The 26,457-nt window shown below is 63.7% G+C and carries 26 protein-coding genes; 16 read left to right on the top strand and 10 right to left on the bottom strand.

From position 1 onward, the window contains the following. Positions 1-7: 7 nt before the first annotated feature. From RHIBR816_RS0121195 to RHIBR816_RS38045, 9 genes are all read right to left on the bottom strand, one after another. Entirely contained in the window at positions 8-1,045 is a 1,038-nt protein-coding gene (locus RHIBR816_RS0121195; RefSeq protein WP_018238603.1) for an EscU/YscU/HrcU family type III secretion system export apparatus switch protein, read from the bottom strand. Next, complete coding sequence (locus RHIBR816_RS0121190; protein ID WP_018238602.1) at positions 1,042-1,896, bottom strand: tetratricopeptide repeat protein; 855 nt, start codon at positions 1,894-1,896, stop codon at positions 1,042-1,044. Before RHIBR816_RS0121190 ends, RHIBR816_RS0121195 begins: the two co-directional genes overlap by 4 nt. Then, positions 1,893-2,330, bottom strand: coding sequence for a hypothetical protein (locus RHIBR816_RS0121185; protein WP_026187267.1), 438 nt, complete (start codon positions 2,328-2,330; stop codon positions 1,893-1,895). Before RHIBR816_RS0121185 ends, RHIBR816_RS0121190 begins: the two co-directional genes overlap by 4 nt. Then, on the bottom strand, positions 2,320-3,663 hold the full coding sequence (locus tag RHIBR816_RS0121180; protein ID WP_026187266.1) for a type II and III secretion system protein family protein: 1,344 nt from the start codon (positions 3,661-3,663) through the stop codon (positions 2,320-2,322). Before RHIBR816_RS0121180 ends, RHIBR816_RS0121185 begins: the two co-directional genes overlap by 11 nt. Positions 3,664-3,745: 82 nt before the next feature. Continuing rightward, on the bottom strand, positions 3,746-5,893 hold the full coding sequence (gene sctV / locus RHIBR816_RS0121175; protein ID WP_018238599.1) for a type III secretion system export apparatus subunit SctV: 2,148 nt from the start codon (positions 5,891-5,893) through the stop codon (positions 3,746-3,748). Further along, complete coding sequence (locus tag RHIBR816_RS0121170; RefSeq protein WP_018238598.1) at positions 5,890-6,225, bottom strand: type III secretion component; 336 nt, start codon at positions 6,223-6,225, stop codon at positions 5,890-5,892. The genes sctV and RHIBR816_RS0121170 overlap by 4 nt, the downstream gene beginning before the upstream one ends. Further along, complete coding sequence (locus tag RHIBR816_RS0121165) at positions 6,222-6,596, bottom strand: hypothetical protein (protein ID WP_018238597.1); 375 nt, start codon at positions 6,594-6,596, stop codon at positions 6,222-6,224. The genes RHIBR816_RS0121170 and RHIBR816_RS0121165 overlap by 4 nt, the downstream gene beginning before the upstream one ends. Before the next feature lie 25 nt (positions 6,597-6,621). After that, positions 6,622-7,530, bottom strand: a complete 909-nt coding sequence (locus RHIBR816_RS0121160; protein ID WP_018238596.1) for an FHA domain-containing protein — start codon at positions 7,528-7,530, stop codon at positions 6,622-6,624. A 124-nt stretch (positions 7,531-7,654) separates the two neighbouring features. Continuing rightward, a complete protein-coding gene (locus RHIBR816_RS38045) occupies positions 7,655-7,816 on the bottom strand; it encodes a hypothetical protein (protein ID WP_018238595.1) in 162 nt (53 codons plus the stop codon). A 366-nt stretch (positions 7,817-8,182) separates the two neighbouring features. Here RHIBR816_RS38045 and RHIBR816_RS0121150 point away from each other — a divergent pair, with 366 nt between their 5' ends. The 13 genes from RHIBR816_RS0121150 to RHIBR816_RS0121090 all read left to right on the top strand — a co-directional run bounded on the left by RHIBR816_RS0121150 (position 8,183) and on the right by RHIBR816_RS0121090 (position 19,475). Then, positions 8,183-8,833 carry a hypothetical protein gene (locus RHIBR816_RS0121150; RefSeq protein ID WP_018238594.1) on the top strand — a complete coding sequence of 217 codons (651 nt, stop codon included), beginning with the start codon at positions 8,183-8,185 and terminating at the stop codon, positions 8,831-8,833. Then, entirely contained in the window at positions 8,833-9,018 is a 186-nt protein-coding gene (locus tag RHIBR816_RS0121145) for a hypothetical protein (RefSeq protein ID WP_018238593.1), read from the top strand. The genes RHIBR816_RS0121150 and RHIBR816_RS0121145 overlap by 1 nt, the downstream gene beginning before the upstream one ends. Before the next feature lie 29 nt (positions 9,019-9,047). Further along, the gene (locus RHIBR816_RS0121140) at positions 9,048-9,479 is read left to right on the top strand and encodes a hypothetical protein (protein ID WP_026187264.1); all 432 of its coding nucleotides are present in this window, start codon (positions 9,048-9,050) and stop codon (positions 9,477-9,479) included. After that, positions 9,476-10,273: a type III secretion system inner membrane ring lipoprotein SctJ gene (gene sctJ, locus RHIBR816_RS0121135; protein ID WP_018238591.1), complete on the top strand. Its 798-nt coding sequence runs from the start codon at positions 9,476-9,478 to the stop codon at positions 10,271-10,273. Before RHIBR816_RS0121140 ends, sctJ begins: the two co-directional genes overlap by 4 nt. Continuing rightward, positions 10,270-10,926: a hypothetical protein gene (locus tag RHIBR816_RS0121130; protein WP_018238590.1), complete on the top strand. Its 657-nt coding sequence runs from the start codon at positions 10,270-10,272 to the stop codon at positions 10,924-10,926. The genes sctJ and RHIBR816_RS0121130 overlap by 4 nt, the downstream gene beginning before the upstream one ends. After that, positions 10,923-11,528 carry a type III secretion system stator protein SctL gene (gene sctL / locus RHIBR816_RS0121125; protein ID WP_018238589.1) on the top strand — a complete coding sequence of 202 codons (606 nt, stop codon included), beginning with the start codon at positions 10,923-10,925 and terminating at the stop codon, positions 11,526-11,528. The genes RHIBR816_RS0121130 and sctL overlap by 4 nt, the downstream gene beginning before the upstream one ends. Then, on the top strand, positions 11,525-12,871 hold the full coding sequence (locus tag RHIBR816_RS0121120; protein WP_018238588.1) for a FliI/YscN family ATPase: 1,347 nt from the start codon (positions 11,525-11,527) through the stop codon (positions 12,869-12,871). Before sctL ends, RHIBR816_RS0121120 begins: the two co-directional genes overlap by 4 nt. Continuing rightward, positions 12,868-13,350, top strand: a complete 483-nt coding sequence (locus tag RHIBR816_RS0121115) for a type III secretion protein (protein WP_018238587.1) — start codon at positions 12,868-12,870, stop codon at positions 13,348-13,350. The genes RHIBR816_RS0121120 and RHIBR816_RS0121115 overlap by 4 nt, the downstream gene beginning before the upstream one ends. A 1-nt stretch (position 13,351) precedes the next feature. After that, positions 13,352-14,407 carry a type III secretion system cytoplasmic ring protein SctQ gene (gene sctQ / locus RHIBR816_RS0121110; RefSeq protein ID WP_018238586.1) on the top strand — a complete coding sequence of 352 codons (1,056 nt, stop codon included), beginning with the start codon at positions 13,352-13,354 and terminating at the stop codon, positions 14,405-14,407. Continuing rightward, a complete protein-coding gene (sctR, locus tag RHIBR816_RS0121105; protein WP_018238585.1) occupies positions 14,400-15,053 on the top strand; it encodes a type III secretion system export apparatus subunit SctR in 654 nt (217 codons plus the stop codon). The genes sctQ and sctR overlap by 8 nt, the downstream gene beginning before the upstream one ends. 5 nt (positions 15,054-15,058) lie before the next feature. Then, positions 15,059-15,328 (top strand): EscS/YscS/HrcS family type III secretion system export apparatus protein, encoded by a 270-nt coding sequence (locus RHIBR816_RS0121100; RefSeq protein ID WP_018238584.1) that lies wholly within the window; start codon positions 15,059-15,061, stop codon positions 15,326-15,328. Between the two features lie 9 nt (positions 15,329-15,337). Continuing rightward, on the top strand, positions 15,338-16,159 hold the full coding sequence (gene sctT / locus RHIBR816_RS0121095) for a type III secretion system export apparatus subunit SctT (protein ID WP_018238583.1): 822 nt from the start codon (positions 15,338-15,340) through the stop codon (positions 16,157-16,159). Between the two features lie 190 nt (positions 16,160-16,349). Beyond that, positions 16,350-19,475, top strand: coding sequence for a LysM domain-containing protein (locus RHIBR816_RS0121090; protein WP_018238582.1), 3,126 nt, complete (start codon positions 16,350-16,352; stop codon positions 19,473-19,475). A 55-nt stretch (positions 19,476-19,530) separates the two neighbouring features. Here the strand turns inward: RHIBR816_RS0121090 and RHIBR816_RS0121085 are convergent, their stop codons facing one another. Beyond that, positions 19,531-22,503 (bottom strand): LysM domain-containing protein, encoded by a 2,973-nt coding sequence (locus RHIBR816_RS0121085; RefSeq protein WP_245262636.1) that lies wholly within the window; start codon positions 22,501-22,503, stop codon positions 19,531-19,533. 816 nt (positions 22,504-23,319) lie between these two features. Here RHIBR816_RS0121085 and RHIBR816_RS0121080 point away from each other — a divergent pair. From RHIBR816_RS0121080 to RHIBR816_RS0121070, 3 genes are all read left to right on the top strand, one after another. Next, positions 23,320-24,612 (top strand): CmpA/NrtA family ABC transporter substrate-binding protein, encoded by a 1,293-nt coding sequence (locus RHIBR816_RS0121080; RefSeq protein ID WP_026187263.1) that lies wholly within the window; start codon positions 23,320-23,322, stop codon positions 24,610-24,612. A gap of 95 nt (positions 24,613-24,707) precedes the next feature. Next, positions 24,708-25,601, top strand: coding sequence for a nitrate ABC transporter permease (gene ntrB, locus RHIBR816_RS0121075; RefSeq protein WP_018238579.1), 894 nt, complete (start codon positions 24,708-24,710; stop codon positions 25,599-25,601). A gap of 14 nt (positions 25,602-25,615) precedes the next feature. Further along, positions 25,616-26,416, top strand: a complete 801-nt coding sequence (locus tag RHIBR816_RS0121070; RefSeq protein ID WP_018238578.1) for an ABC transporter ATP-binding protein — start codon at positions 25,616-25,618, stop codon at positions 26,414-26,416. The last annotated feature ends 41 nt before the right edge of the window (positions 26,417-26,457 follow it).

Here is a 26,457-nt window from a genome sequence, read left to right as displayed (position 1 = left end):
CAGGCGTTCAAATCAAACCATTGGCGACGAGCGCATTCGCCACCGCCTGGAAGAGCCGGTCGGGAACCGGCGCCCCGACCGGTGTCTTGCCGAGTTCGGCGGCGAGCTCTGCGTCGGCGACGAAGGGAATTCCTCGGTTCCGTGCCTCGGCCCGCATCGAGGACGCCGCCGTGCCGACGGCGCGGCAGACGAGGATCGGCACCGGCGTTTCGCCGCGTACATAGCGCACGCCGACCGACACCGACCGCTCCTGGCCGATCAGCAGCACGGCACTCGCAAGGCCCGTCCGCGTCGTTCCCAACAGGCGCGCCAGCTTGCGGCGCTCCTGCCTGATCAGCGGATCGCCTTCCGTATCCTTGTGTTCGCGCTTGCTCTCCGACCGGGTCATCCGCATCTCGCGCAGGAAGAGCCAGCGCTGCAGCAAGACATCGACAACGCCCATGACGACAAAAGCGGCGATCGCGATCGATGCGATGGTTTTCAGCATGGAGAGCGACGTCGCGTGCAGGCAGGCAAAGCCGCAGGTGGGCGACTGGAACAGCGCTCCCAGGCCCGCATGGAAGACGACGGCGAAGGCGATGGACAGCGCAACGATCTTGAACAGCGCCTTGCCGAAATCGACGACGCTCTTCAGCGAAGCGATCCGCTTCAGCCCCGAGCCCGGATTGATACGGTTGAAATCGGGTTCGAGCGGCTTGGCCGAAAAGACGAAGCCCTTGGTGATCGCCACATTGGTGGCGAGAATGGCGATGATCGAGATGCCGAGGATGGGCAGCACCGTCGTCCAGAGCGCATCCGCGGCAATGGTGCTCAGCCGGTACCAGACATCGGCGAAGGGGCGCACGTAGATCTGCGACGCCTCGTCGACAAGCAGATCGATCTTGAGCTGGAGATTCGGTGCGACATAGAAGAGAAACAGGGTAGACAGCAGCACCACGATGCCCGAAACCATATCCGGGCTGTGCAGCACCTGGCCTTTCCGGCGTGCGTCCCGGATCTTCTTCTCCGAAGCGGGAAGCGTCTTCTCCTCGCTCGTTTCGCTCATGTGACGCCGTCGTTTCTGGACGCCGCCAGCAGGCCGATCTCCTGGGCGCGCCTGGCGACGTCCGGGATAGAACGCAGCTTCGCCGCCTTGGCGAGGATTTGGCTTTTCTGCGTCGCCGACATGTCAGGCACGGCAACGGAGCGCGCCTTCTCCGTTTCGCCGGCCATGGTCAGAACGATCAGGTAGTTGACGAAATGCCGCCTTTCGGCGAGCGGCGAGCCCACCACGCCCGTCATATGCGTCACCGCCTGCGTGAGATTGTTCGACAGCGCTTCGGCAAGCGCCAGGTTCGTCGCGGTATCGAGGTTGGAGGGCTGCAGCGCGAGCGCCCTCGAAAAGGCACCCTCGGCCGCCCCTCCGTTGCCGCTGAAGACCAACGCCGTTCCGAGCCGATTGTAGGCCACCACCGAATTCAGCGCCTCGGCCGCCGGTGCCAGGCTTCGCGCCGCCGAATCCGCCTCGCCCTTCTGCAGCTGAGCAGTGCCCAGCCCGAGCAGCGCATCGGGATCCTTCGGATCAATTTCGAGAGCGGCGCGGAAGGTCTCTTCGGCTCCCTCGGCGTCGCCCGCCTTGAGGCGCGCATTGCCGAGCCGGACGCGCATCGATGCATCGTTCGGCGCGTTGGCGGCGGCGCGCTCGTATAGCGCCAATGCCGTCGCACTTTCGCCCTTCGCTTCGATGCTTTCGGCAACGCTCAAAAGCTTCGTCTGGGCGCCCGCCGCCTTGTCCTTCTCCTTGTCGGCAGGAACCGTGGTGCAGGCAGAAAGCGCCAGAAGCGCAACGACGGCGCCGATCCCCCGCCCCACGGCACGCCGCCGCCGGCTGGATTTCAGAAATGAACACGCCTTCATTCTACCCCCGTCTCATTGGCCGCATTGGTGTTTTGGCGGCCATCGTCCCCATAGCCGTCGATGTAGCGTTTCGCGGCGCGCGCAACCGGAGCAGCCATCGCCGGGCCCATGTCGCGCCCCTTGAGCAGATGCCGCTGATCCGCAGCCATGAGCTGCAGATTGAGGTTGTTGGCGCAGCCGGGCGGCAGATAGAGCGGCTGGTCGGCCGTATCGGGTGTGATGCAGGCATCCGGCACCAGTACCTGGCTCGCGGTCGTGTCGTAGCCCTTGCGAACGATCCCGGGCTTCGCCGGTGGGGCGCCGTGCATCGAGAGATAGCTGTAGTTGGGAGAATAGGGTTGCGGATGCGAACCGCTGCAGCCCGCCAGGGCGATGAGGCCGGCGGCCACCGTCGCGCCGGCCTTCGCCATTCCCGAAAGAGGATCATTCGACATAGAAGCCGTATCCCTTGTTGACCGCGGGCTTCGCCTTCTTGCGCGGCGAGGTAATGGCACCGGCGGGGCTGTCCAGCGGCGTTTTCATGTTTCGCTCGGAGGTGGGAGTCACCAGGTAGGGGGTGATCAGGATGACCAGCTCCGTTTCGTTGCGCTGGAACCGCTTCGATTTGAACAATTCGCCGAGGATCGGCACGTCCCCGACGACGGGCGTCTTGTTCAGCGTCTGCGATTCCTGGCGCTGGAACAGGCCGGCGATCGCAAAGGTCTGGCCGCTGCCGACCTCGACGGTCGTATCCGCCCGGCGGATGCGCAGCGAAGGCACCACCAATCCGGCGATCGAAACGACGCTGTCCTGCGAAACGCTGCTGACCTCGGGACGAACCTGCAGCGCGATGCGGTTGTTGGGCAGCAGCGTCGGCGTGAATTGCAGCGACACGCCGAACTGCTTGTATTCGATGCCGATCTGGCCTTCCCCGGCCGGCACTGGCACCGGTATTTCGCCGCCCGCCAGGAAGCTCGCGGTCTGGCCGGTGACGGCGGTGATATTCGGCTCGGCGAGGATGGTCAGGATACCGTTCGCCTGCAGCGCGTCGAGCAGGACGTTGACATTCACATTGTCGCCGCGCGCGCCGATGGCGATGCCGGTATCGTCCTCATTGCTGGCGCCGCCGGTCCGGACGATGCCGAAGGAGAAGGACCCGCTGTTGACGAAGACGCTCCAATCGATGCCGAAGCGCGTCAGCTCGTTGCGGGCGACCTCGGCGAAGCGGACGCGGATATTGACCTGGTTCGCGCCGGCAATCGTCGTGTTGTTGAGCGCCGGCCTGTCGGGCGTCGAATAGCTCTGCAGGACGCTTTCCATGTCCATCGCCTCGCCGACATTGCGGGTCTGGCCGGTGCCGACATATTGGCCGCCGAACAGGCTGATATCGACCCTCGTCGTCGGCTGAAGCGCCAAGGCCGACTGCTCCGCGGCTCTCGCATTGCCGCTGACCCGGACCTGGACGTTGCCGCGCGTCATCTGATCGGCGCTGAGTGCGATCAGATTGGTGTCGCCGGTCTTCGTCGCGTAGATATAGACGACGCCGGGCGAGACGACGCGCACGTCGGCGATCGCCGTGTCGGCAAGAAAAACCGACTCGACCGGTTCGTCGAAGCGAAGGATCGTGCCTTCGCCGACCGTCAGTTCCAGAACCTGGCCGTTGATGGCATCGACCTTCACCTGCGCGCTCGCCGAGCCGAGCGCACAATGGACCGCCAGGGCGATCAGCAAAATAAACAGAAAGAGTTTCCCCGTCGCGATGAAGCGAAGGCTTCGCAAGTCTGGCATTCCACTCCCTATTCGTTCCCCTCGCCCCGCGCCCCCGCGCGAGCAAGACATGAATTCTTCTCGATGGTCTCTGGCGGCGGCCTCATGCGCGACCGTCGCTTCCGAGTTCCCGCACCTCAGAGACCGGTAGCGCGATATAGCCGAGGCACTGGACGCTGAACTCCGCAGCGATTTCCTGGTAGGACAGAACCGCCGCATAGACGTCGTGCCGCATCAGCAGGTTTCGAATGTGCCGGCGAAGGTCCATCGAGGTCAGGATCGCGGTGCGCGACTGCACGTCCGCCTTCTCCCGCCGCTTCTTGAGCTCTTCGAGGATCGGCGCTGCCAGCCGTTCCGGAACGGTGCCGGCCGGACCGCCATGCTCGATCGCCGCCCTGAGTTCGTCTTCGAAGGGGCGTGTCAGAAGATAGGCCGATACGATCCGGTTGCCGTCTGCAAGCCGGAAGCAGATCTGCCGCCCGAGGGCGGCCCGCACATGGTCGGCAAGCGCCTGCAGGTTCTGGATCTGCGATGCGCGCTCGGCGATCGTCTGGAGAATAATGCGCATATTGGTGATCGGGACATTTTCCTCGATCAGCCTGCGCAGCACGTCGGCGAGCCTCTGCACCGATACCCCCTCCAGAACCTCCTTGATCAGATCGCCGAACGGCTCCTCCAGCCGGCCGAGCAGCGCTCGCACCGCCTGCGCGTCGATGAATTCGGGCGCGTAGCGGCGCAGCACGCGTTCGAGAAGCGTCATCGCCACGTCGGCCGCCTCGCAATGGCCGACACCGGCAGCGTCGAGGGCTGCCGCATGGGAGCGCTCGACCCAGGCGAGCTTCAGCCCCATCAGGTCCGGCTGCGTCACATAGGGGATCGCCATGATGTCGAGATCGACGGTTTCCTCCCAGACCATCAACTGGTCGAGCGGAAGCGCTCCGTCGACGACGGGAACACCCTCGAAATCGATGCGGATCTCGCCCGGAGCCAGGCGGGAATCCGTGAGCCGGCCGATCGCTGGAACGCGAATGCCGAGGTCTTCCAGGATCGCGTCGGCGAGGCCTTCCGTCCGTTCGGTGAACACCGATTCCGGAAGTTGTTCGGCAAGCGCCTCCCCCATGACCAGAGTGAGCCTTTGCGCCACTCCGGCGTGCGCGCCCGCCCCGGCCAGACTGCCCGCTATATGATCGACGACCCGTCCGCCGGGGGAAACCGGGCGGGGGGTTTCGCGTCGGCGCGGCACGGGCCCCGCAACCTCCTCCTCCTCCGCCTGGCGTCTGCGCGCCGTATAGGCGAGCAGGCCGGCCACGCCGGCGAGCGCCCAGAAGACGACGAGCGGAAAGCCCGGAACCAGCCCAAAGCCGAAGAGGATCGCCGCCGCCAGTGCCAGCGCGCGGTCGCTCGCACCGAGCTGGCCGAGGATTTCGGAACTCAGGTCCTGCGGGCCCCGACCGGACGGCACCCGCGTCACCACCGCCCCTGCCGCCACCGCCATCATCAGCGCCGGTATCTGCGAGATGAGGCCGTCGCCGACCGTCAGCAGCGAATAGGTATGCGCCGCTTCGCCGACCGTGAGCCCGCGTTGCAGGGATCCGATGGTGAGCCCGCCGATGAGGTTGATCGCAATGATGATCAATCCCGCCACCGCGTCGCCCTTGACGAATTTCATCGCGCCGTCCATGGCGCCGTAGAACTGGCTTTCGCGTTCGAGGTCGTCGCGCCTGCGGCGCGCCTCCTGCTGGTCGATGTCGCCGCTGCGCGCCTCGTTGTCGATGCTCATCTGCTTGCCCGGCATCGCATCGAGTGCGAAGCGTGCGCCCACCTCGGCAACGCGCTCGGCGCCTTTGGTGATCACCACGAACTGGGCGACGGTGATGATCAGGAAGACGATGAGCCCGACCAGCACGTCGCCGCCGACGACGAAGGAACCGAAGGCCGCGACGATCTGGCCGGCATCCGCGTCGGTCAGGATCAGCCGCGTCGTGGTGATCGCCAGGGCCAGCCGGAAGAGCGTTCCTAGCAGGATGATCGATGGCAGCGAGGAGAATTGCGCCGGGCTCGAAATATAGAGCGCGCCGACGAGAATGAGCAGGCTGTAGAAGAAGTTGAAGCCGATCAGCACGTCGACGAGCAAGGTCGGCATCGGGATGATCATCATGGTGATCGCCAGCATCACCACGGCCGCTATGACGATGTCCGACCGCCGGGACGCGGCCCGGGCGAACTGGTTGACCGTGGCGATCGCGCTCATTCCGCCGCCCTCGCCCGAAGATAGGCTTCGAAGGCTTCGCGGGCCCGGTCCTTCTCACCGCTGAGCCACTCGGCCTTGCTCCTCAGCCGCGCAAGGGCCGGGTCGATGGCGTCTGCAATATCCTCGATCCGATCGATGGCGGCGATCGCACGCGGGCCGGCGCCGGTCTCGGCGAAGGCCTCGGCCAGCGAATGCAGCACGGCGATATCGTCCGGCGCCATTTTCGCCGCAAGGAGAAGAAACGCCAGGCCGCGCTCATGGTGGCCGGCGCGACAATAGAGCGAACCGAGCGCATGAAGGAATTCGAGGCTGTCGGCGTTTCGCTGCGTCAACTGCTTTGCGCCTGCAAGAGCCGGTGCTGGAGATCGCGCCTGCTTTCGATCTCGTCAGTCAGCATCGATGCGGTTAGCTTGGCGATATCCTCGTCGAGGTCCAGTCCGGGCAAGACCTCCCGGACGATGTAGGTCAGGATCTCCTGGGAGCGCGACAGGTCGAACAGCGTCGCATTCGAAAGCCTCGCCCGCTCGGCCGCGCCGGTCCGGAGATTGCCGCCCGGCATCTTCTGGCGCGCCTGGCGGATCGACTGCAGGAGCCGCGCGTCGAACGCCTGCGTTTGCGCCCGTCCGGCCGCTTCCGGTGGCAACGACACCGCGCTTGGCTGGCCGCGGCTGCGATTGTCGTGACGGCGGACCTCGATGCTCATCTTGCTGCCCCTCTGGTCGCGCGCTTTAGAAGCGGAGGACGAATTCTTCGCCTTGCCGCGCCGCCGTCAGGCTGCCGTCGCGGATATCCTTGATGTACCAGCCGTCCTCGAGTGCCGCCCCCTTGTAGAGACGCGCCCCGTCGGCACTGATCGCATAGGGGGTCTCGCCGAACCAAATGGCCTGGAGATGGAACTTCGGGGCGCTCTGCAGAGCGGCCTCGCCGACCAGGCTCGTCAAAACGAAATTGGTGCCATAGGAGCGATCGAACCAGGCCTGGACCTCGCCCCACGACTTGCGGGCCTCGTCGTCGACGGCACCGGAAACGGAAAACCGCGTCCCGTCGACCGCGACCTTCAGCTCCGACAGCCCGGTGTCGTGGAGCCTCGCCGCGAGCGCCGCCGAGACGTCCTGTGGCGAGGGAGCCGCGGACGCTATCGTCCCGGTCGTCACTGTTTTGCCGTCGAGACCCGTGATGGACGACCGGTGATCGACCTCCGCAACGCCCGCCTGCACCGCCGCTATGGTGAGAAGCGAAAAGGCGGCCACGCCGCCGAGCATCCAGCTGGTGCGCGACGACCTTTCCGCCTTTCGTTCGGCGGCTTCCCGCACCGGCCGGGAGAGGCTGAGGCGCGCGCTGCCGAGCGTAACGGTCACGGGGACCGGAACCTGAAGCCCGTGCCCGACGGGCACGGTCGTGTCGTCCACCACGAGATCGGCGCCGATCGCCTCGACCAGGACGTCGGACCCGGCAAACTGCAGGCGCATGTGATGCGCCGAGACGTCGCGGTCGCTGAGCATCAGATCGCAATCGGCCCCGGAGCCGATCAGATAGGCGCCCTTCTCCAGCGGCAGACAGACGCCGCTGTGAACGCCCTTCAGGACATCGAGCGTCAATGGCGCGGCCGAATTCCTCAAGACCAGATTGGATGCCATGGAACCATCACCTCGCTCGCGGATAGCCGAGACGCCGACGCCGTGCACAAAGCACGGCCCGGTCCAAGTCAGGAATCTTTGCAAAGGGGATGAAGGGCGGCCTCAAACCGCCCCTCGGGCTTCCTTAGCCGTTCGGACGCTGCTTTTCGGCGTCGAGCGCGACCTTCTTGTCGGTCGTGATCTCGGTAATTTTACTAGATTTCTCGATGGCCTTGTCGAAGGCCGCCGTCATCGACTTGATTGAATTGTCCGCTGATTGCGTACCGCCTACACCGGCAACAGCCATTGTCTTCTCCTTGATGATACTACCGGCTCCAGAGCGAGAGTTCACGCTGCCGGCATGCTTTCCTTCTCGAGTCGACACCCATGGGGCGGTGCAATGGTTAAGGTCGAAGTCAGAGAATGACAATTTGCAAGAGCATCACATAATATTTCAGTATGTAATTATTCGTGATATCAAACGATTGAATCGCGCTAAATTCACTTATTCATTGTATTATAATTCCGTAATATGGTTTATCTCACTTTGCGTTCCAGCTTCTGCTTGTTTAGTGATCGGCATTGCTACGGATTTAGTCCAACTGCGAGTTGCGTGCGCTGGTCTACTGTTATAGCTTTCAGCCGCTTGGTGCGAATAGTCGGAACGTTTTCCATGAAATCGGTCATTCTCTCGGGGAGGCTCTGTGTGTTTGCTATCGCTACATTAGCATCCGCAGGGCTCGCTTCAGCGGAGACGCCGCGCTGGTACGACAGCCGATACAACTATGTCCTGATCAACCAGGATGTTCGCGACGCATTGAAGGAATTCGGCCGCAACCTCTCCCTTCCCGTCGTCCTGTCCAACAGCATTCGTGGCCAGGTGCGCGGCGAAATCCGCGCCGCAACGGCAGGCGACTTCCTCGACAAGCTGACACAGGCCAATGGCCTGATCTGGTATTTCGACGGTTCGATCCTGCACATCAATACGAGCGACGAGTTCTCGACCCAGATCATCGACATAGGCAGGGCGAGCGGCCGCTCCGTCATCGACGAGATCGCGCGCCTCGACCTCATGGACGAGCGCTTTTCGGTGCGCGCCACCGCCAATGCGCCGGCGCTTCGCGTTTCTGGCCCGCCGCCGTTCATTGGAATGGTGAAACAGGTGGTTTCGACCGTCCAGCCGCCGCCGGCGACACAAACGGACGATCCGCGGGTGCGCATCTTCCGCGGCGGACAACGCGACGAGGTCGCCGACGATCTGACCGACAACGGTCGCGAGACCGCCGCCAGTTCCAAGAAAAGCAATACCCCAGGAGAGCAATGATGGCCGGTCCGGTAGCCCCGACGACACAGACGCCCACCCAGACACAGTATGTGGACCCCTCTCAGGCCCAATTCGAGGAAGCACTGCAGCAAGCCGTCGCAAGCGGCGGCGGCCAGTTGATAGGGCAGGAAATGATGAAGATCGCCCAGGAAGTTCTGAACGAGGCCTTATCCGACGAGGAGTAAGACCCTCTTTGCCAACAGGAGACGCAATCATGACGGTTGTCCCGCCGGTGGAGACTGCCCCGCTCCCAATGTCCCTTGCTTCGCTGGAGTCGAACTCGATCGCTTCGCAGAACCTGTTCGAGCACTCGGCGCTGAACGCCAATACGCTGCCGCATGGCGCAAGCCCGGCAGATCTCGGCCGAGCGATCGTCGACAACCTCAAAGGCTTCGCCGAGCGCGCCGGGAAATCTGCGAGCGGTACCGAGTCCGTCAGCCACCCCGACCAATCCGCGACCTCGCGGTCGTTTGCGTCAAACGCGCCCGGTAGCGAAGCGAATGCAGCACGTACTTCGGACAGCGACGCCGGACGGCTGGTCGATGCTTTGGTGAAGGCCTTCGATCACGCGATCGAGTCGGGGATGGTCGTCCGCAGCCTGACACAGTTCACCAGCACGGCGATGACGCTCACCAAGGGTCAATGAAGACCTTGCGGCGTTTCCCAGCAGTTGCGCGCGGACTGGTGCTCGCGGTGGTGGCCTTGTCGCTGCAGGCCTGCAGCGTCGACCTCTATACCAATCTTGACGAGCGCGAGGCGAACGAGATGGTCGCCACGCTGCTCTCGAAGGGCATCGCGGCGGGCCGTGTCGTTGAGAAGGACGGTAAGCTGACGGTGACCGTCGACGAGGATCAGTTCTCGCAGGCGGTGACCGTGCTCAACATGGCCGGACTGCCCAAGGAGAAATTTGCGACGCTCGGCACCGTGTTCCAGCAGGAGGGGCTTGTCGCCTCGCCCGTGCAGGAACGCGCCCAGATGATTTATGCGCTGAGCGAAGAGCTGTCCCGCACCGTTTCCGAAATCGACGGCGTTCTTTCGGCACGCGTCCACGTCGTCCTGCCCGACAACGACCCGCTGCAGCGCAACGCCATACCGGCCTCGGCTTCCGTGTTCATCCGGCACGAGGCCGATCTCGACGTCAATCCGCTGATCCCGCGGATCAAGACCCTGGTCGCCAACAGCATATCCGGCCTCACCTACGAGAAGGTCTCGGTCGTGCCGGTCGCCAGCCAGCGGGGCAGCGAGCCGGTCGCCGCCGAGCTGACCTCCTTCCTCGGAATCTGGATGCTGCCGGCGAGCGTCGCCAAGGCCCGGCTGATCTTCGGCGGTCTCGTCGGCGTCCTGATCGCGGCGGTCGGTGGCCTTGGCTATCTGGCGTGGCGGAAACAGAGCCGGCGACAGAAAGTCTATCCGCTGCAACCCTATGGTCCGGCGAAATGACGGGTGCTTCGCTGTCGGGCGCCGACCCGGAGAGCGTGTGGACCGTTTTCCAGACGGCTCCGGCCCGCCTCGTTGGCCCGCGCCTTATCATGCAGGCCTTTGACAACACGATCCCGATCGAAACGGCGATCCGGCTGCAGCGATCCGACCGCGTGCAGCGGCCGCTCGCACGCCTCATCAGCGAGAAGTATCGCCTTCCGGAGCCATTCTCCTGTCCACGCCCGTCGGAGGACGACCTCGAACTCCTCGCATTCCCGCTCGAACGGATCGAGCAATACAGCCATGCGGCCGGCGCCGTGTTCTGGGGCCATGTGCTGGCCGGCGAAATCCGCAGCCGCGAGGTCGCCGAGATGAAATCGCGGATTGGCGACTTCGCCTTTCAGCTTGCCATCCACAACCGCGACCTGGCCGCCGGCCATCCGCCTCCAGGCGACCGCGATCAACTGATGCAGGCGATCGAAACCGACGGCCGGAAATGCTGGGCCAGCTGGCAAGCCTCCCTGCCGCAGCCGCTGGCGGCCTGGCTGCGCCTGCGCGACGGGGCCGCCAACGAAAACATAGCGTTTCTGCAGGAGAGCGACACCGAGCGGGGTGCCGCAATCGTCCGGCGCCTCATGCAGGACAAGAACAAAGAGGCGAAGGAGGCCGGATGAGCGAGCTCCCTCCTAGCCCCACCAGGAAAATTCTCCGGCAGGCGGAAGCGGAGCATTGGCGCGAGGGCTTCGCCTTCCTGGAGGCGGCCAAGGCCGAGGCGGACCGGCAGCGCGCGGAGCTGCACGAGCGCGTCGAAAAGAGCAGGAGAGAGGGCTACGAGGCCGGCCGGCTCGACGGGGAGCGCCAGGCGGCAGCGCTGCTCGTGAAGACCACCGCCGACGTCAATGCCTATGTGGCTGGGCTCGACCGGCAGATCGCCGAACTCAGCCTGGCGGTCGTCGAGAAGTTGGTCGGCCGCTTCGACCAGGCCGAGCTCGTCGCCCGGCTGGCGCAGCAGGCCTTGCAGTCGTTCCAGCATGAGCGCGAGGTGACGATCACCGTAGCTCCAGCGCTTGCCGAGCGCGTCGCCGAACTCGTGCATCGGTTAAACGACAGTGGCACGCTGAAGATTGCCGTCCTTGCCGACCCCAGGCTCGACGGCAGCAAATGTGTTCTTGCCAATGCCGTGGCGGTTGTCGATGCCGGGCTCGACACACAGCTTTCGGTCATCCGCGAGGCACTGCTTGGCGCTCGGTCCAGCCGCACGGATTCGCCCGCATGAACGAGCATTTCTTGACCGATCCCGGCGAACTCGTCCGGCGGCTGCGCGAGCGGGCGCTCGGGAGCGAAACGCGGCCCGTGCATGGCCGCGTCCGCCGGATCACCGGCATCATCGTCCACGCGACCGCACCGATGGTGCGGATCGGCGAACTCTGCCATCTCCGCGATCCCGTTTCGGGCGCGACGGTACCGGCGGAGGTCGTCGGCTTCGAGGACGAGGAGGCGGTGCTGACGCCGATCGGCGATCTCGACGGCATGTCGACGCGCGCCGAGGTCATCGCCACAGGCAGGACGCTGCAGATTCCCGTTTGCGACGACCTCCTCGGCCGCGTCCTCAATCCGCTCGGCGAAATCCTGGACTTCACCGGCGAGCGAAGAACTCCGGTCGTCACCGACACCTATTACCCGACGCACAGGCCGCCGCCGCATGCGCTCCAGCGCGACCTGATCACCGAGCCGCTGCAACTCGGCATCCGGGCGATCGACGGGCTGCTGACGGTGGCACGCGGCCAGCGCGTCGGCATTTTCGGCGAGCCGGGCGTCGGCAAATCCTCGCTGCTTTCCGCCATCGTCCGCGGCACGCAGGCAGACGTCATCGTCATCGGGCTTATCGGCGAGCGCGGCCGCGAAGTGCGGGAATTCATCGAGGGACAGCTCGGCGAAGAGGGGCGCCGGCGCTCGGTCGTCGTCGTCGCGACCTCCGACCGGCCGGCCATCGAACGGGTGAAGGCGGCCTATGCCGCGACGGCGATTGCCGAGTATTTCCGCGATCAGGGACGCGACGTGCTGCTTTTGATGGACAGCGTCACCCGTTTCGCCCGCGCGCAACGGGAGATCGGCCTTGCGGCCGGCGAGCCGCCGACGCGCCGCGGTTATCCGCCGTCGCTCTTTGCCGCCTTGCCGCGCCTCCTGGAACGCGCCGGGCCAGGACGAGGCGGCTCGATCACCGCGCTTTACACCGTGCTGACCGAAGGCGACGGCACGCTGGACCCGGTTGCCGAAGAGACGAAGGCCATTCTCGACGGCCATATCGTGCTCAGCTCCGATCTCGCCGAGCGCAACTTCTTCCCGGCGATCGACATCCTGAAGAGCCGCAGCCGGCTGATGGAAACAGTCGCCGGCAGCACGCACCGGGAGGCCGCAGCCCATTTCCGGACGCTGCTTGCCCGCTACCAGGAGATCGAGCTCCTGTTGCGGGTCGGCGAGTACGAACGCGGCGCGGACGCACTCTCGGATGAGGCGATCGACAAGCGCGACGCCATCGAAGCCTTCCTGCGACAGCCGGGCGAGGCGTTTTCTTCGCTCGAAGCGACCATCGAACAGTTGAAAAGGTTGGCCGCGTGAAAAAGAAAGGCGACTTGCGACAGCTCGTCGAATTGAGAGCGATGCGCATGCGGCGGGCGGAGGAGCAGGCCCGGCGTCAACACAGTCGTCATGACCAAACCGTCCGCGCTCTCGAAGGTGCAAAGGCCGAAGGCATTGCTCGGGAGGAACAGCGCAGGCGGGAAGAGCAGGCGCTCTACGCCAATCTTGCTCAAGGGCCAATCGATCATCGCGACCTCGAACGATATCGCGGCGCACTGTCCGACCTGGATCACCGCGCCCGTGAACTGGAGGAGCGCATCCACGGCGCGGAGCGCCACGAACGGCAGGAGGCCCTGAAACGAGAAGAGCTGGCGGCCGAGTATCGACGCAAACAGCAGCTGCATGACCGGATCCTGATCCTCGCCGAGGAGAAGCAGCGAAAGAACACGAAGCGCGCCGATCTCGTCGGCGAGACCGAGGACGAAGAGGCGATCCGCCACAAGGGCAGGAAGCGATAGGATGAGCTCGACGGTGCAAGCAAGGATCGGCGCCGCCGAACTCCGCCCGCCGGCGGAGGACGCCGCGTGGCTGCCGGAAGTGAACGCCGCGCATGTGGACCTGCTCAACCTGCTGGTCGGGATCCGGGCTCCGTTCCGGCTGTCGCTGGCGCCGGTTGGCCTCAGTTTCGAACCCGGCGGGCGCACGGGACGCCTGGCGGAACCGGTCGAGCTGGCGTTCCGGATCGGCACCTCACCGGGTCGGTGGCTGGTGCCTGCCGCCGCCCTTGACGGGCTCTCGGCGGCACTCGGAGTCCATGGCAGCATCGCTGGCCTTACTGCACTGCAGCGCAGCATCCTCCTCGAAGAGACCCTCGCTGCTTCTCTCGAAGCACTGGAGAAGCGTCTCGGCGAGCCGCTTCGCCTCGGGCCGCCGGATGCGACGCCGGACTATCCGATCATGCTCTGCTGGACGATCGATGGCGGCGATCTTCCACTGCCTGCGGAATTGCACCTGAGCGCCGCGGCGGCGTTGAAGCTCGGCAGAGCCTTCGATCCCCGTGCCGGCCTGCTGAATGCGTTCACGGGCGATCTCGTTCAACCGGTCCAGATTCGCGCCGGCACGCAGCAGCTGAGCCTGGGCGAACTGCAAAGTCTGCGTCCCGGCGACGTGGTCATGTGCGAGCAATCCCATGCCGACGAGCCCGTCGCCGTGCTTGGCAACCACCTCATCGCCGCGCTCAACCGGAGCGAAGCCGGCCTCGTTTTCGCCACCGGCTGGCAAGCCCTGAAACCAAGTTGGGAATCTTCCGCCATGTCAAAGCAGGAAACGCAATCGTCCGAAGAGCTCGAACCGCTCGCCGATCTGCCGGTCGAGCTCGTCTTCGAGATCGGGCGTGCCGAATTTCCGCTGAAGGAGATCGCCAGGATGGGCGAAGGCACGGTGCTTCATGCAAGCCCGAGCCTCTCGAGTCCCGTCAACATCCTGGCGAATGGGCGGCTCGTCGGAAAGGGCGAATTGATCAGGATCGGCGAAGGTCTCGGCGTGCGCGTGGTGCGGCTTTCGACCGATGGGTGAGACGACCACCAATCTCATCCCGATCATTATCATCGTCTCGACGATCGGGCTCATCCCGCTCGCCGTGGTGACGATGACCGGTTTCCTGAAGATCTCGATCGTGCTGTTTCTGATCCGCAACGCGCTCGGCATCCAGCAATCGCCGCCCAATCTGGTGCTTTATGGCGTCGCGCTGATCCTCACCGTCTATGTGACGACGCCGCTCGTTGGCGAAATGTACCGCACGCTTTCGAGCGAGCAGGTCGACATGCAATCGATGGACAGCATGATGCGGGCGGCCGACCAGCTCAGGGCGCCGCTGCAGGCGCACCTCACCCGCTACACGGACGAGAACGAGCGCCAGTTCTTCCTCCAGGCGACCGAGCGCATCTGGTCGGAGGAAGCGCGAGCCTCGGTGAAAACCGACAGCCTGCTGATCCTCGTTCCGGCCTTCGTCAGCTCGGAGCTCACCCGCGCCTTCGAGATCGGCTTCCTGCTCTACCTGCCGTTCCTGGTCATCGATCTCATCGTCTCGACCGTGCTGATGGCGATGGGGATGATGATGGTCTCGCCGACGCTGATCTCCATCCCGCTGAAGATATTCCTCTTCGTTGCCGTCAATGGCTGGTCGCGGCTGATGCACGGCCTCATCCTGAGCTACGGGTAGCCCCCATGGACCAGACCGCCTTCCTCGCGCAGATGCAGAAAGCGATGTTGACCGTGCTGATCGCCTCCGCCCCGGCGCTGGCGATTGCGATCGTCATCGGCATCAGCGTCGGTCTCATCCAGGCGCTCACCCAGATCCAGGACCAGACGCTTCCGCAGGCGGTCAAGCTGGTCGCCGTCATGCTGGCCCTGGTCGTGCTCGGGCCGATGCTCGCCGTCCAGGTCGCCAATTTCGCCAGCAACACGCTCGACATCTTTCCGGCCTTGACGCGGTAGGAGAGCGGCGTGGATTTTCTTTCCGCCACGCAATCGCTGTTCGACCTCATCTATCCGGTGCTCGCCGGCACGGCGGTCGCGATGGCCCGCGCCCTTGGCATGATCGTCATCACCCCGGCCTTCGTCCGGCTCGGGCTCACGGGGCTGATCCGCTCGGGCGTGGCAATCGCCATCGCCCTGCCGCTGATACCCAGTTTCACCGCGACCCTCGCCGAGGGGCAAAGCCTCTCGACCGTGGTGATGACCGGCCTAATCCTCAAGGAGGTCGTCCTCGGCATCATCATGGGCGTGGTGCTCGGCATTCCCTTCTGGGCCGCCGAAGTCGCCGGCGATCTCGTCGACCTGCAACGCGGCTCGACATCGGCGCAGCTCGTCGACCCTCTGCAGGCGACCGAAACCAGCATCGCCGGAACCCTGTTCGTCCTGGCGCTGGTCGCGCTGTTCTTCAAGTCGGGCGGTTTTTCGCTGCTCGCCGACACCTATTACCGAAGTTATGAGGTCTGGCCCGTCACCAGCTTCGCGCCGGCCCTTGGTTCCGGCTCGGCCGAGGCCGTGCTCGCCATTCTCGACCGGGTCATGCAGATCGGCGTCCTGCTGATCGCGCCGATCGTGCTTGCCTTGCTCATTGCCGACCTGATGCTTGCCTATCTGTCGCGCATGTCGCCGCAGCTCCATGTCTTCGACCTGTCGCTGGCGATCAAGAACCTGCTCTTTGCCATCCTGATCTTGCTCTATCTCAACTACCTCCTGCAATACATGGTTGCGGAGTTCGCCGTTCTGAGGGACGCGCCGGCAATGTTGCGCGGCCTGCGCGAAACAGCACCGCGCTAAGAGCTTTTCGCAGGCGCCTCGAAAACCTTTCCTGTCATCAAAGCTTCAAGCAGGCCCGCCATAGTGGCCCGCACGCGCTCGCGCGCAAATCGACCATCGTCTTGATTTGCAAGACCATTCTTCGTTTCCCGCGCCTTTCCGCCGGATGTGCACGCCTTGCGTGCCGCAGAGAGCCAAGGAGTTCCCACCCATGTCCTATCGCATCGATATCGACGGCAAGCGCCGCTACGACGCCGGGGGCGACCGCGCCATTGCCGTTTCCGAAGAACAGCGACGGTTCTTCGTCGAGCAGGTCAACCAGGCCGTGCGCGAACGGGCCGCGGCGGGTGGGCCGAAGACAATCGATCCGGCGACGGAAAAGACAATCGTCGTCGAAAAGGGCGACAGTCTCTGGGAGATCGCCAGGGAGAACCATGTCAATTTCGACGATCTCGTCGCAACCAACCGTATCAAGTTGACTGAGAACACGGCGGGGGTCGACCCGAACGAGGTGGTGATCGTTCCGCTCGCCTCGCCCGAGCTCGTCGCGCAGGGGCCCGTCGACGGCAAGGGCGTGCCCGAGGGAGAGGCCGCCTTCATCAACGATCTCTACGGCCGCGGCAACAAGCTCGCCTATGCAGACGACCCTTCGAAGATCGACTACATCGCGGAAGGCAATGACATGCAGCGCGATGTCGGAGCCTATCTCGACAACGTGCCGAAGGCGGAGCGACAGGCCGCAGCCCTGCGGCTGATGAACAACGACTGGCTCGATGCAGGCCCCGCCGGCTACGCCGTGAAGGCAGCAATCGAGGAACGCGGCCTGAAGACGGACGCGGAGGCCGTGCTGGCGGACGAGATCTATGATCGCGGCAACCGGATCCAGTATTCCGACGATCCGCAGATCGATTATCAGGCGGAAACCGACAAGGTCGCCAAGGACGTCAGAAGCTTTGTCGAGACGCTGCCGGAGAAGGAGCGGTCCGAGACGCTGCAGCGCCTCTACGATCGCGACTGGACGGATGCGGCGCCCGGTCGGATGGCGATCGAAGAGGTGGCGAAGGCGCTGAATATCAGCTTGCGCCCGTCGACGCATGCCGGCGCCGATGTCGAGCACAAGGCACGCGACATCATCGACACGGCAAATGCCGCCGGCGGACCAGACAAGGCGTTCGAAGAGCTCGCCTCGGCCTTTGGCTCGGCAACACCGGAGGTCCAGCGCGTCCTGCTGCACTCCGAGTATGCGAAGGCTCTGATCGACAAGGCGGCGAACTGGGCATCGAAGCCGCTCGCCGATTATCAGCCGGAACAACCTTTGAGCGATCAGGGCGATGCCGCGACGACGATGGGCAATCTCGAGCGGCTGACAGCCGACGCCGATCCGCGCCTGGCCGTCGAACTCGTCTCGTCCGCCATGCCGGTGATCGAAGCGGCAAACGGCCGGAAGCAGGAAAAAGTCGGCGGCGACCTGATCGGAATGAACGGCCAGGCGAACCTGATGACGATCATCGACCGCATCGGCGGCAGCCCGAGCGCCGATGCGGTTGTCGAGCGTTTTGCCAAGATCGGCGGATACCACCCGAACTCCATACCGATGGCGATCGCCAATGGCTCCCGCCTCGACTATCCGATCGCCATTGCCGCCGAGAGTGCGCCGGCTTCACCGGATTTCGTCGTCCAGAACGTCGTTCCGCATGTCAAGCAATATGCCTCCGCCAAGGTCAACCAGGACGTCGTCGCCTATTCGGCCCATATGCAGGAGCTGCAGTGGCTGGTGTCCAATCACGGCTGGACCATGACGCCCGAACAGCTCACCAAGGCGATCGAAGACTACAAGAAGGAAAAGGGCCCTCAGTGGGCGGAGACTGAACAGCGCCTCGAGGACAACATCGCCGCGAGCGGCGAGAAATTGCTGCGGCAGCTGACGGCGCTCGGCAACCTGCCGCCGGAACTGGCGTCGCAGCGACAGGCCGTCGACGATGAGATCGGCAAGATCCTGTCGGACGAGAAGTCCGCGATGGCCGTCGAGATCGCGATGAAGAAGAACCCGGCGCTGCTCGACAGTCCGGCCGTTTTGAATCTGATGGGCTACCAGGCACGCCTGACCGACCGGGGCCGCAAGCTCGCCGAAGAGGCGACGACCCAGATCATCCGCCACAAGGTCCTGCCGTCCTTCACCGAGCTGCAGTCCGGCGGACCGGCGGCCCTCGGCAAGGCCAAGGCCAGCCTGGAAGCGCTGAAAGAGGGCAGGCTCGCGCAGATGCTCGGCATTCCCAAGGCCGACATGGACCGGGCGATCGATGCGGTCGGCAAGTCCTTGCCCGAGCCGGGCGAAACGGTCGAGCAATCCCGAGCGAAGATGGCTGCCCTCAACGACGACCTGAACGAGCTCAAAAGCTCGAGGGGCGTCCGGTCCTTCGCCAACACCACCGGGCCGGGCCAGATGCTGCGCCTGATCGGCCTGGCCGCGACAGGGGCGAGCGTCGCAAATTCCGCGACGGCAGCCCAGACCAACCCGACGCTCAGAAACAATCTCAAGGTGGTGATCGATGCGGTCGGGCTCGGCCAGCGAACGGTGGAGATCCTCGGCGGCATGGACCACCTCAACTCCGACTCTGCCGCCGTCAAGCATTTCGGCAGCAGCAGCCGGCCGGCGGTGAAATTTCTCGGGGCACTGAGCGGCGGCTTCGATGCTTGGGTCGCCTTCGACTATTTCAAGGCCGGCGACCCGCTGATGGGAAGCCTTTCGGCCGCCGCGGCGGGCGGGACGATCATGGCAGCACTCGGCACCGGCTCGATGTTCGGCCCGGCCGGCCTCGTCATCGTCGGCGCCGCGGTGATCGGCCAGATGATCGTCGCCGACACCCGCGATTCGAACAGATACATGACCGACACATCGAAGCGGTTCCTCGCCCATTCCGACCTCAACGAAACGGCAGCCGGCGCGCTCGTCGACCAGAGCGGCGATGGCCACAGCCCGGTGCCGATCCTCGCCAGATATGCGGAGCTGAAGGGCTATCGCCTCGACCAGCCGACCGACCGCCAGCGCTTCATCGACTGGCTGAACGGCATTCCGAAGGAAGGGCTGGAGAAACTGCGCGACAATCTGCACCACACACTCGACGAGATCGGCGGCGACCCGTCGAAACTGCCGGCAACCGCCGGTTCGGACCAGAGCTATACCGACGCGCAGCGTCTGAACGAGCGCTATGTCAGCGGCCAGGTCTATATACCGAGCCTCGCCGACAAGATCCGAAACGGCGATGCCGCCCCCGCCTCGGCCAAGCAGATCGATGTGGCACTCTCCGAACTCGGCATCGCCGTCCCGGTCGCCTGACGCGCGGACGCCGCCCGCGCGCAACGGCCGGGCGGCGTCGGGGACAAAGACAGCATCAGCTCGTCAGAATAAGATTCTGACGTGTCCATTCGGCCAGTTCCGGAATCGTCCGCGGGCGACCAAATGACGGATCACGCGGAACCGTTCCGCCATCCGGCATCTCCAACGGTTCGAGCCGTTTTGGAGCCGTCATCGGATAATTCCCCTTGTCATCCGGCTTGGTTTGATGGACGCCCGCCACGAATTCTCGCAGCTTCGCCATGTCCTTGGTTCCTCGCAGGCTTTCGGTCAGGGCCTGGGGCGTCATGCCCAGTTCCTTGGCAAGAGGCTCGATGATTGAACCGACGCTGTTTCCATCGCCGTCGTGATTTGAAAGTTCCTTCGCCGCGTTCTGCGGAAATCCGGCCTTGATGAGAAATCTCTCGGTCGGCCCCTCGTAGTAATTTGCGGCCTCGCTGCGTCGATACTGGTTATAAATGGCCTCGCCGACGATACCGACCACGGCGAGTCCGGCGCCCCACAGACCGGCCTTCGGCGACTTCATCAGCGACAGGAACGTCCCGACGGTCGTCGTCGCCGCAAAGGCCGAGTTTGCCCATTTGCCCTTCGCCGCATAGTCGAGGGTATAGGCGACCATCAACGCTCCGCCGGCGCGGTCGAAATACTTGGAGAACCAACCCCACTTCGACGTGCCGCTGACTTCGGCAAAACGCGTCGCCTTGTCCAGGAAGCCGCCCTTTGCCACCGTGCCCCGTTCGATGAGCGAACGAACGCCGCCCGCGGTCAATTGCGCTGCCTCCTGGGCGATCCCCGCCGTCAGCCAGACGCCGAAAGACTGCGTAAGCAGGCCGGGTGTGGCGAAATTGTCCTTCGCACTTCCGAGATAGAGGAGGCCTTGAACCCCTGCCAGACCCTTGCCGAAGCCCGACGCCGTCGTGATCCCGGCACGCGGGTCGAACTTGGATCCGTCGAACGCCTTGCTGAGACTTTCGATGGCAGCCTTGCGCGCTTTCGGATCAGTCGCGGCGTTCGGCCCGTTGAGCAACAAGGATGAATTTTGTGCCAGCTTCGGATCGAACTGTCCGGGGCTCATGCGCGAAGCCGTGTCGATACTGCCGGGCGTCGGCGGCTTGTACGCCTTGTTGCCGCCAAGCGCCTCATAGGCGGCGACCGTTCTGTGCATGCCGATGACCGCCCGGCCAGACCAGTACAAGGTTGGTGCAGCAGGAACCGGTTCGGTTTCCGGCTTTGCGGTTGCCTCGATGTACGCCTTGCCCATTTCCGTCCAGGCCTGCTCGCTGTTGCTCACCGCGAACTGACTTTTCTCGTCCTGTTCCAGGCCGTTGGTCGCCTTCTTGTAGCGATCGAGGCCGTCGAGCCCTTTCAGGTCCTTCAGCCCGTCTTCGGCCGCATGCAGCGCGCTCAGGGTGCGGAAGATCCGCGCACCCTGTTCATCCATCTTGTCCTTGCTGCCCTTGTTGCTGGCGATCGAATCGTTGAGGCCGTCGGTCAGCTGTTTGGCCGAGAGCGACGATTTCCAGTCATTGGCGACGACGAGATGATCCTTGGCGAAGTCGCCCACGACATTCTGGCTGTTCTTGGTCAGGTCGTCGGTGCCCTTGATCACGGCATCGAAGACCGCATTCGCGCCGCTGGTGTTGCCGGATTTGTTGAGCTCCTTGACGACCGCGAGGCTCAGGGTCGGATCGTTGCCACCTGCAACGGCTTTCCTAAACGGTTCGCCAGCCGCCTCAGGGTCGACAGGTTTGACCTCCGGATAGGGGATGCCGATTTCCTTGCCGATCTTCTTCTTGTCTTCCAGCGAAAACGTCCTCGCTTTTTCGGGAAGCTTGGCTTCCCAATCCGCAAACGTCTTGTCCGTCGTATCTTTTACGGCCTTGGCGATCGACTTGGCGCTGTCATCGATGAGCTTGGCTCCGCCGGGCGCCTTCGAGATCCTGCCAAGCGCTTCGGAATAATTCGCAAACATGTCGTGCTGCGCCAGAGTCCGCCACAGATTGGTTTCCGGATTGACGTAGCGACCTGCCAGGCTGTCGGGAAGTGCACCGGAATTGATGGCCGTTTGCTGACCGATCGTCTGCTGGATGACATCCAGCACTTTTGTGTCCTTGTTTCCGAACGCCTCGATCGGTTGATTTGCCTGTTGAACAATCAGGACCGCGGTTTCGTCGGTGACGTTCTTGGTCACCTCGTTGAGGACCTTGGCGGCTCGGGCGGCACCGTCCTCTTTCTTGAACTGTGTGGCGTCCTCTCCGTCGAAACCCTTGAAGTCGTTCTTGCCTTCGCGGAACGCGTCTTGCACGCGTTTGGCGGGTCTATTGACGAGAATCTCTTGCCCGCTGGCATCGAGCGCCTCGACAAAGCCCTTGTCGGCCGGGCCAAAGGTTTTCAGCGTTTCGCGGGCGCTGTTGATCGCGGCTTCGCCGCCGTCGGGGGCACCCTTCGCGAGTTTTGCGAACTGGTCGGTAAGTTCGGTTTGAACCTTCCCCCATTCCGCGGAATTCTTCTGAGCTGCGGTCACCAGCTTGCTGATCGGCTCAAAAACCGCATTCAGGTTGCTCTCGACCGTCTTCCGCTCACTCTGCACGAGCTTCTTGTATTCGTCGGTATTTGGTCCGAGCGTGATGAGATCCGCCTCGCGCTGATCGAGAGAGGTCTTGAGCTTATCGGGCGTATAGGCCTGGTTCTTGCCGGCGGATTGCAGATCCGTCTGGACCGCGAGCTTCAGCGCCTTGGTCTTTTCATCCTTTTCAGCGGGACTTGTCGCCTTGTCAGCGTCGGCTTGAAGCTCGGCGATGCTTTCAAGGCTCGTGCGCCGCTCTTCGCTCAAGATCCGCAAAGACCCGCCTTCATCAATCACGTCGGGATTGCGGATGGTCGGGTTCGTCAGCAGTATATCGGGAACACTCTGTTCATAGAGCGGCGCAATGCCGGAAAGCGTCTCGTCTTTCTTGATCTTATGGTCGACGCGACCATCCTGCTCCTTTTCAGGATTGCCCTGCGGCACGGATGGCTGCCTGGCTTTTTTTACGGCGTCGGAAAATTGGCTCGCTTTTGGATCGTGGAGTGCAGCCGTCGCGCGATGAAGCGTTGTGCGCATAAGACGATTGAAGTCGAGAATCCCCATACTGTCACCTCCCATGATCTGTCACAAAAGCGCAGCACATCTAACAAATGTTCTGATTTGTGGCAAACGGTATGAAAGGATTCTTCAAATAACATATTGAGTTTACTGATCCTAACTTCAGTATATTCGGTGAAATTGTATTAGCTTATTATGATTTTCTTGAGATAAAAATCACGTACGCGCGAGAAATAAACTTTGCATATTCATTGTATTACGTTGATCTCTAAAAGAGACATTGCGAATACAGGCTGATGCGCGGCATTCAAGACACGACCCGGGAGACAGTTGCCCGGACAGGCTTCAGCAGCCGAGCCCGGCGGGATCTACCAGTCTCCGTCGTCGTTCCGTGCTGCCCGTCTAAGCGGCATGGAATTCCAACCGGATTCCGCAGTGCACAATAGTTCATCACTGAAAGCTAATGTCCACTTTATAGGCAGCCGGCGGAAAACTGTTTTTGTCTCGAAAATTCAACAACATAACAAGCTATTTCAAATCTGGCACGGCGCTTGCGTTTCATTGTTTGCCTCGGTCAACGGTGATTTGAGGCGAGCTCAGGTGCCTGAAGCGCCTGCCGAAGACACCGGCGTCGCAAGGTCTTTGCCTCCGTGTGGGAACCCTCCCAGTCCCCGGAGCGCAACTTCCGCGCGGCGTTTTTTTGTCGGTGTCGACCGGCCAACAATTCGAGGGAACATGCGCATGACCAGGATCTCAATCGGCGGCTTGACACGCCGCAGCCTGTTGAAGACGACCGCGACGGCCGCCATGGTCGGGGCGGCCAGGACGCTACTGCCCTCCGGAGCCTTTGCCCAAGGGGCCGGTCCGGAAACCACCAAGGCCGTTCTCGGCTTCATCGCCCTGACCGATTCCGCACCGCTCATCATCGCCAAGGAAAAGGGCTTCTTCGACAAACACGGCATGACCGAAGTCGAGGTCGTCAAGCAGGCCTCCTGGGGCACGACCCGCGACAACCTGGTGCTCGGCTCGGCCGGCGCCGGCATCGACGGCGCCCATATCCTGACACCGATGCCCTACCTCATCTCGACCGGCAAGGTGACGCAGAACAACCAGCCGCTGCCGATGGCGATCCTCACCCGCCTCAACCTCGATGCCCAGGGCATTTCGGTCGGCGCGGCCTACTCCGATCTGAAAGTCGGCCTGGACGCCTCGGTGCTCAAGGACGCCTTCGCGAAGAAGAAGGCCGGCGGAGCCCCCGCCAAGGTCGCGATGACCTTTCCCGGCGGCACGCACGACCTCTGGATCCGCTACTGGCTCGCCGCCGGCGGCATCGACCCGGACAAGGATGTCGAGACGATCGTCGTCCCGCCGCCGCAGATGGTCGCCAACATGAAGGTCGGCACCATGGACTGTTTCTGCGTCGGCGAGCCCTGGAACGAGCAGCTCGTCAACCAGAAGATCGGCTATACGGCCGTCAACACCGCCGAGCTCTGGGCCAAGCATCCAGAAAAATCCTTCGCGATGCGCGCCGATTGGGTCGAGAAGAACCCGCATGCGGCGAAGGCGCTGGTCATGGCCGTCGAGGAAGCCGCGCAATGGTGCGACGACATGGCCAACAAGGACGAGCTCGCCAAGATCGTCGGCAAGCGGAGCTGGTTCAACGTGCCGCCGAAGGACATCGTCGACCGATTGAAGGGCGAATACGACTACGGCAACGGCAAGGTCGTCGAGAACAGCCCGCACTTCATGAAGTTCTGGCGCGACCACGCCTCCTACCCCTTCCAGAGCCACGACGCCTGGTTCCTCACCGAGAACATCCGCTGGGGCAAGCTCGCACCCGATACGGACATCAAGGGGCTGATCGCCAAGGTCAATCGCGAGGACATCTGGCGCGAGGCGGCGAAGGACCTCGGCATCGCCGACATCCCGGCGTCCACGTCGCGCGGTCCGGAGACCTTCTTCGACGGCAAGGTCTTCGATGCCGCCAATCCCGAGGCCTATCTGAAGAGCCTGGCGATCAGCCGCATCGCGTGATGCCGCAAGAGCGGTCGGGTCCCCAACCCGGCCGCCCCACCGCATGTTTGCCTAAGTCGCAGGGCGCTCTAGACCCGAACCCCCAGGAGAACGGCATGTCCGTCACAAATCTCATGCTCAAACCGCAAGCGCCGCCGCAGCCGTCGGCCAATGTCATCGCCCTCGAGCGCACGGCAGGGCCGGGCAACGACAGCCGCCTGCCGCGCCTCGTTGCCACGGCCGCAACGAATCTCTTGCCGCTGCTCGTCACGCTGTCGCTCTTCATCCTCGCCTGGCAGATTGCCTGCTCGTCGCCCGAGTCGAGCCTGCCCGCCCCGACTCGCGTGCTCGAGGAGAGCTGGGAGCTGATCGCGCATCCCTTCTACAACGGCCAGGGCGTCGACCAGGGCCTGTTCTGGCACGTCTTCGCCAGCCTGCAGCGCGTCGCGCTCGGCTATGCCATGGCCGCCGCGGTCGGCGTGGCGCTCGGAACGCTGGTCGGCCAGAGCGCGCTTGCCATGCGCGGCCTCGATCCGATCTTCCAGGTGCTGCGCACCGTGCCGCCGCTCGCCTGGCTGCCGCTTTCGCTCGCCGCCTTCCAGGACGGTACCCCCTCGGCGATCTTCGTCATCTTCATCACGGCGATCTGGCCGATCATCATCAATACGGCGGTCGGCATCCGCAACATTCCGCAGGACTACCAGAACGTCGCCCGGGTGCTGCGGCTGAACGGCCTCGAATATTTCGCCAAGATCATGCTGCCGGCTGCAGCCCCCTACATCTTCACGGGCCTAAGGATCGGCATCGGCCTTTCCTGGCTGGCGATCGTCGCCGCGGAGATGCTGATCGGTGGCGTCGGCATCGGCTTCTTCATCTGGGACGCCTGGAACTCGTCGCTGATCAGCGACATCATCGTGGCGCTGATCTATGTCGGCATCGTCGGCTTCCTCCTCGACCGGCTTATCGCGCTGATCGGCCGCGCGATCACCCGCGGCACCGCGAACGGCTGAAGAAGGAGAAACCAATGACCAAGAGCTATCTCTCGCTTGAACTCATCGACAAGACCTTCGAACGCGGCGGCAAACGCACCGAAGTGCTGAAGGAGGTCTCCCTCTCCGTCGACAAGGGCGAGTTCATCTCGATCATCGGCCACTCCGGCTGCGGCAAGTCGACCCTGCTCAACATCGTCGCCGGGTTGACGCAGGCGACGAGCGGCGTCGTGCTGCTCGACGACAAGGTCGCCGACGAGCCGGGACCGGACCGCGGCGTCGTCTTCCAGAACCACTCGCTGCTGCCGTGGCTGACGGTCTACGAAAACGTCCGGCTCGCCGTCGACAAGGTGTTCTCGGCGACCCGCAACAGGCAGGAACGGCATGAGTGGACCATGCGCAACCTCGAACTGGTGCAGATGGCGCATGCCGCCGACAAGCGCCCTGCGGAAGTCTCCGGCGGCATGAAGCAGCGCGTCGGCATCGCCCGGGCGCTTTCCATGGAACCGAAGGTTCTGCTTCTCGACGAACCCTTTGGCGCTCTGGATGCGCTGACCCGCGCGCATCTGCAGGACCAGGTCATGCAGATCCACGCGACCCTCGGCAACACGGTGCTGATGATCACCCATGACGTCGACGAAGCGGTCCTGCTTTCCGACCGCATCGTGATGATGACCAACGGCCCGTCTGCGCGAATTGGCGAAATCCTCGACGTGCCGCTCGCCCGCCCGCGCCGGCGCATCGATCTCGCCTCCGATCGCACCTACCTGAAATGCCGCGAAGCGGTGCTGAAGTTCCTCTACGAGCGCCACCGCTTCGTCGAGGCTGCGGAGTGATTACCCGCGCGCCGGCAGCCTTCGCAACGAACAGCCGTTGG

This window comes from Ensifer sp. BR816 (assembly GCF_000378985.1).
In the GTDB taxonomy this organism is placed as follows: Bacteria; Pseudomonadota; Alphaproteobacteria; order Rhizobiales; family Rhizobiaceae; genus Sinorhizobium.
Note: the sequence above shows the minus strand (reverse complement) of the source record. Positions and strands in the feature narration are given on the sequence as shown.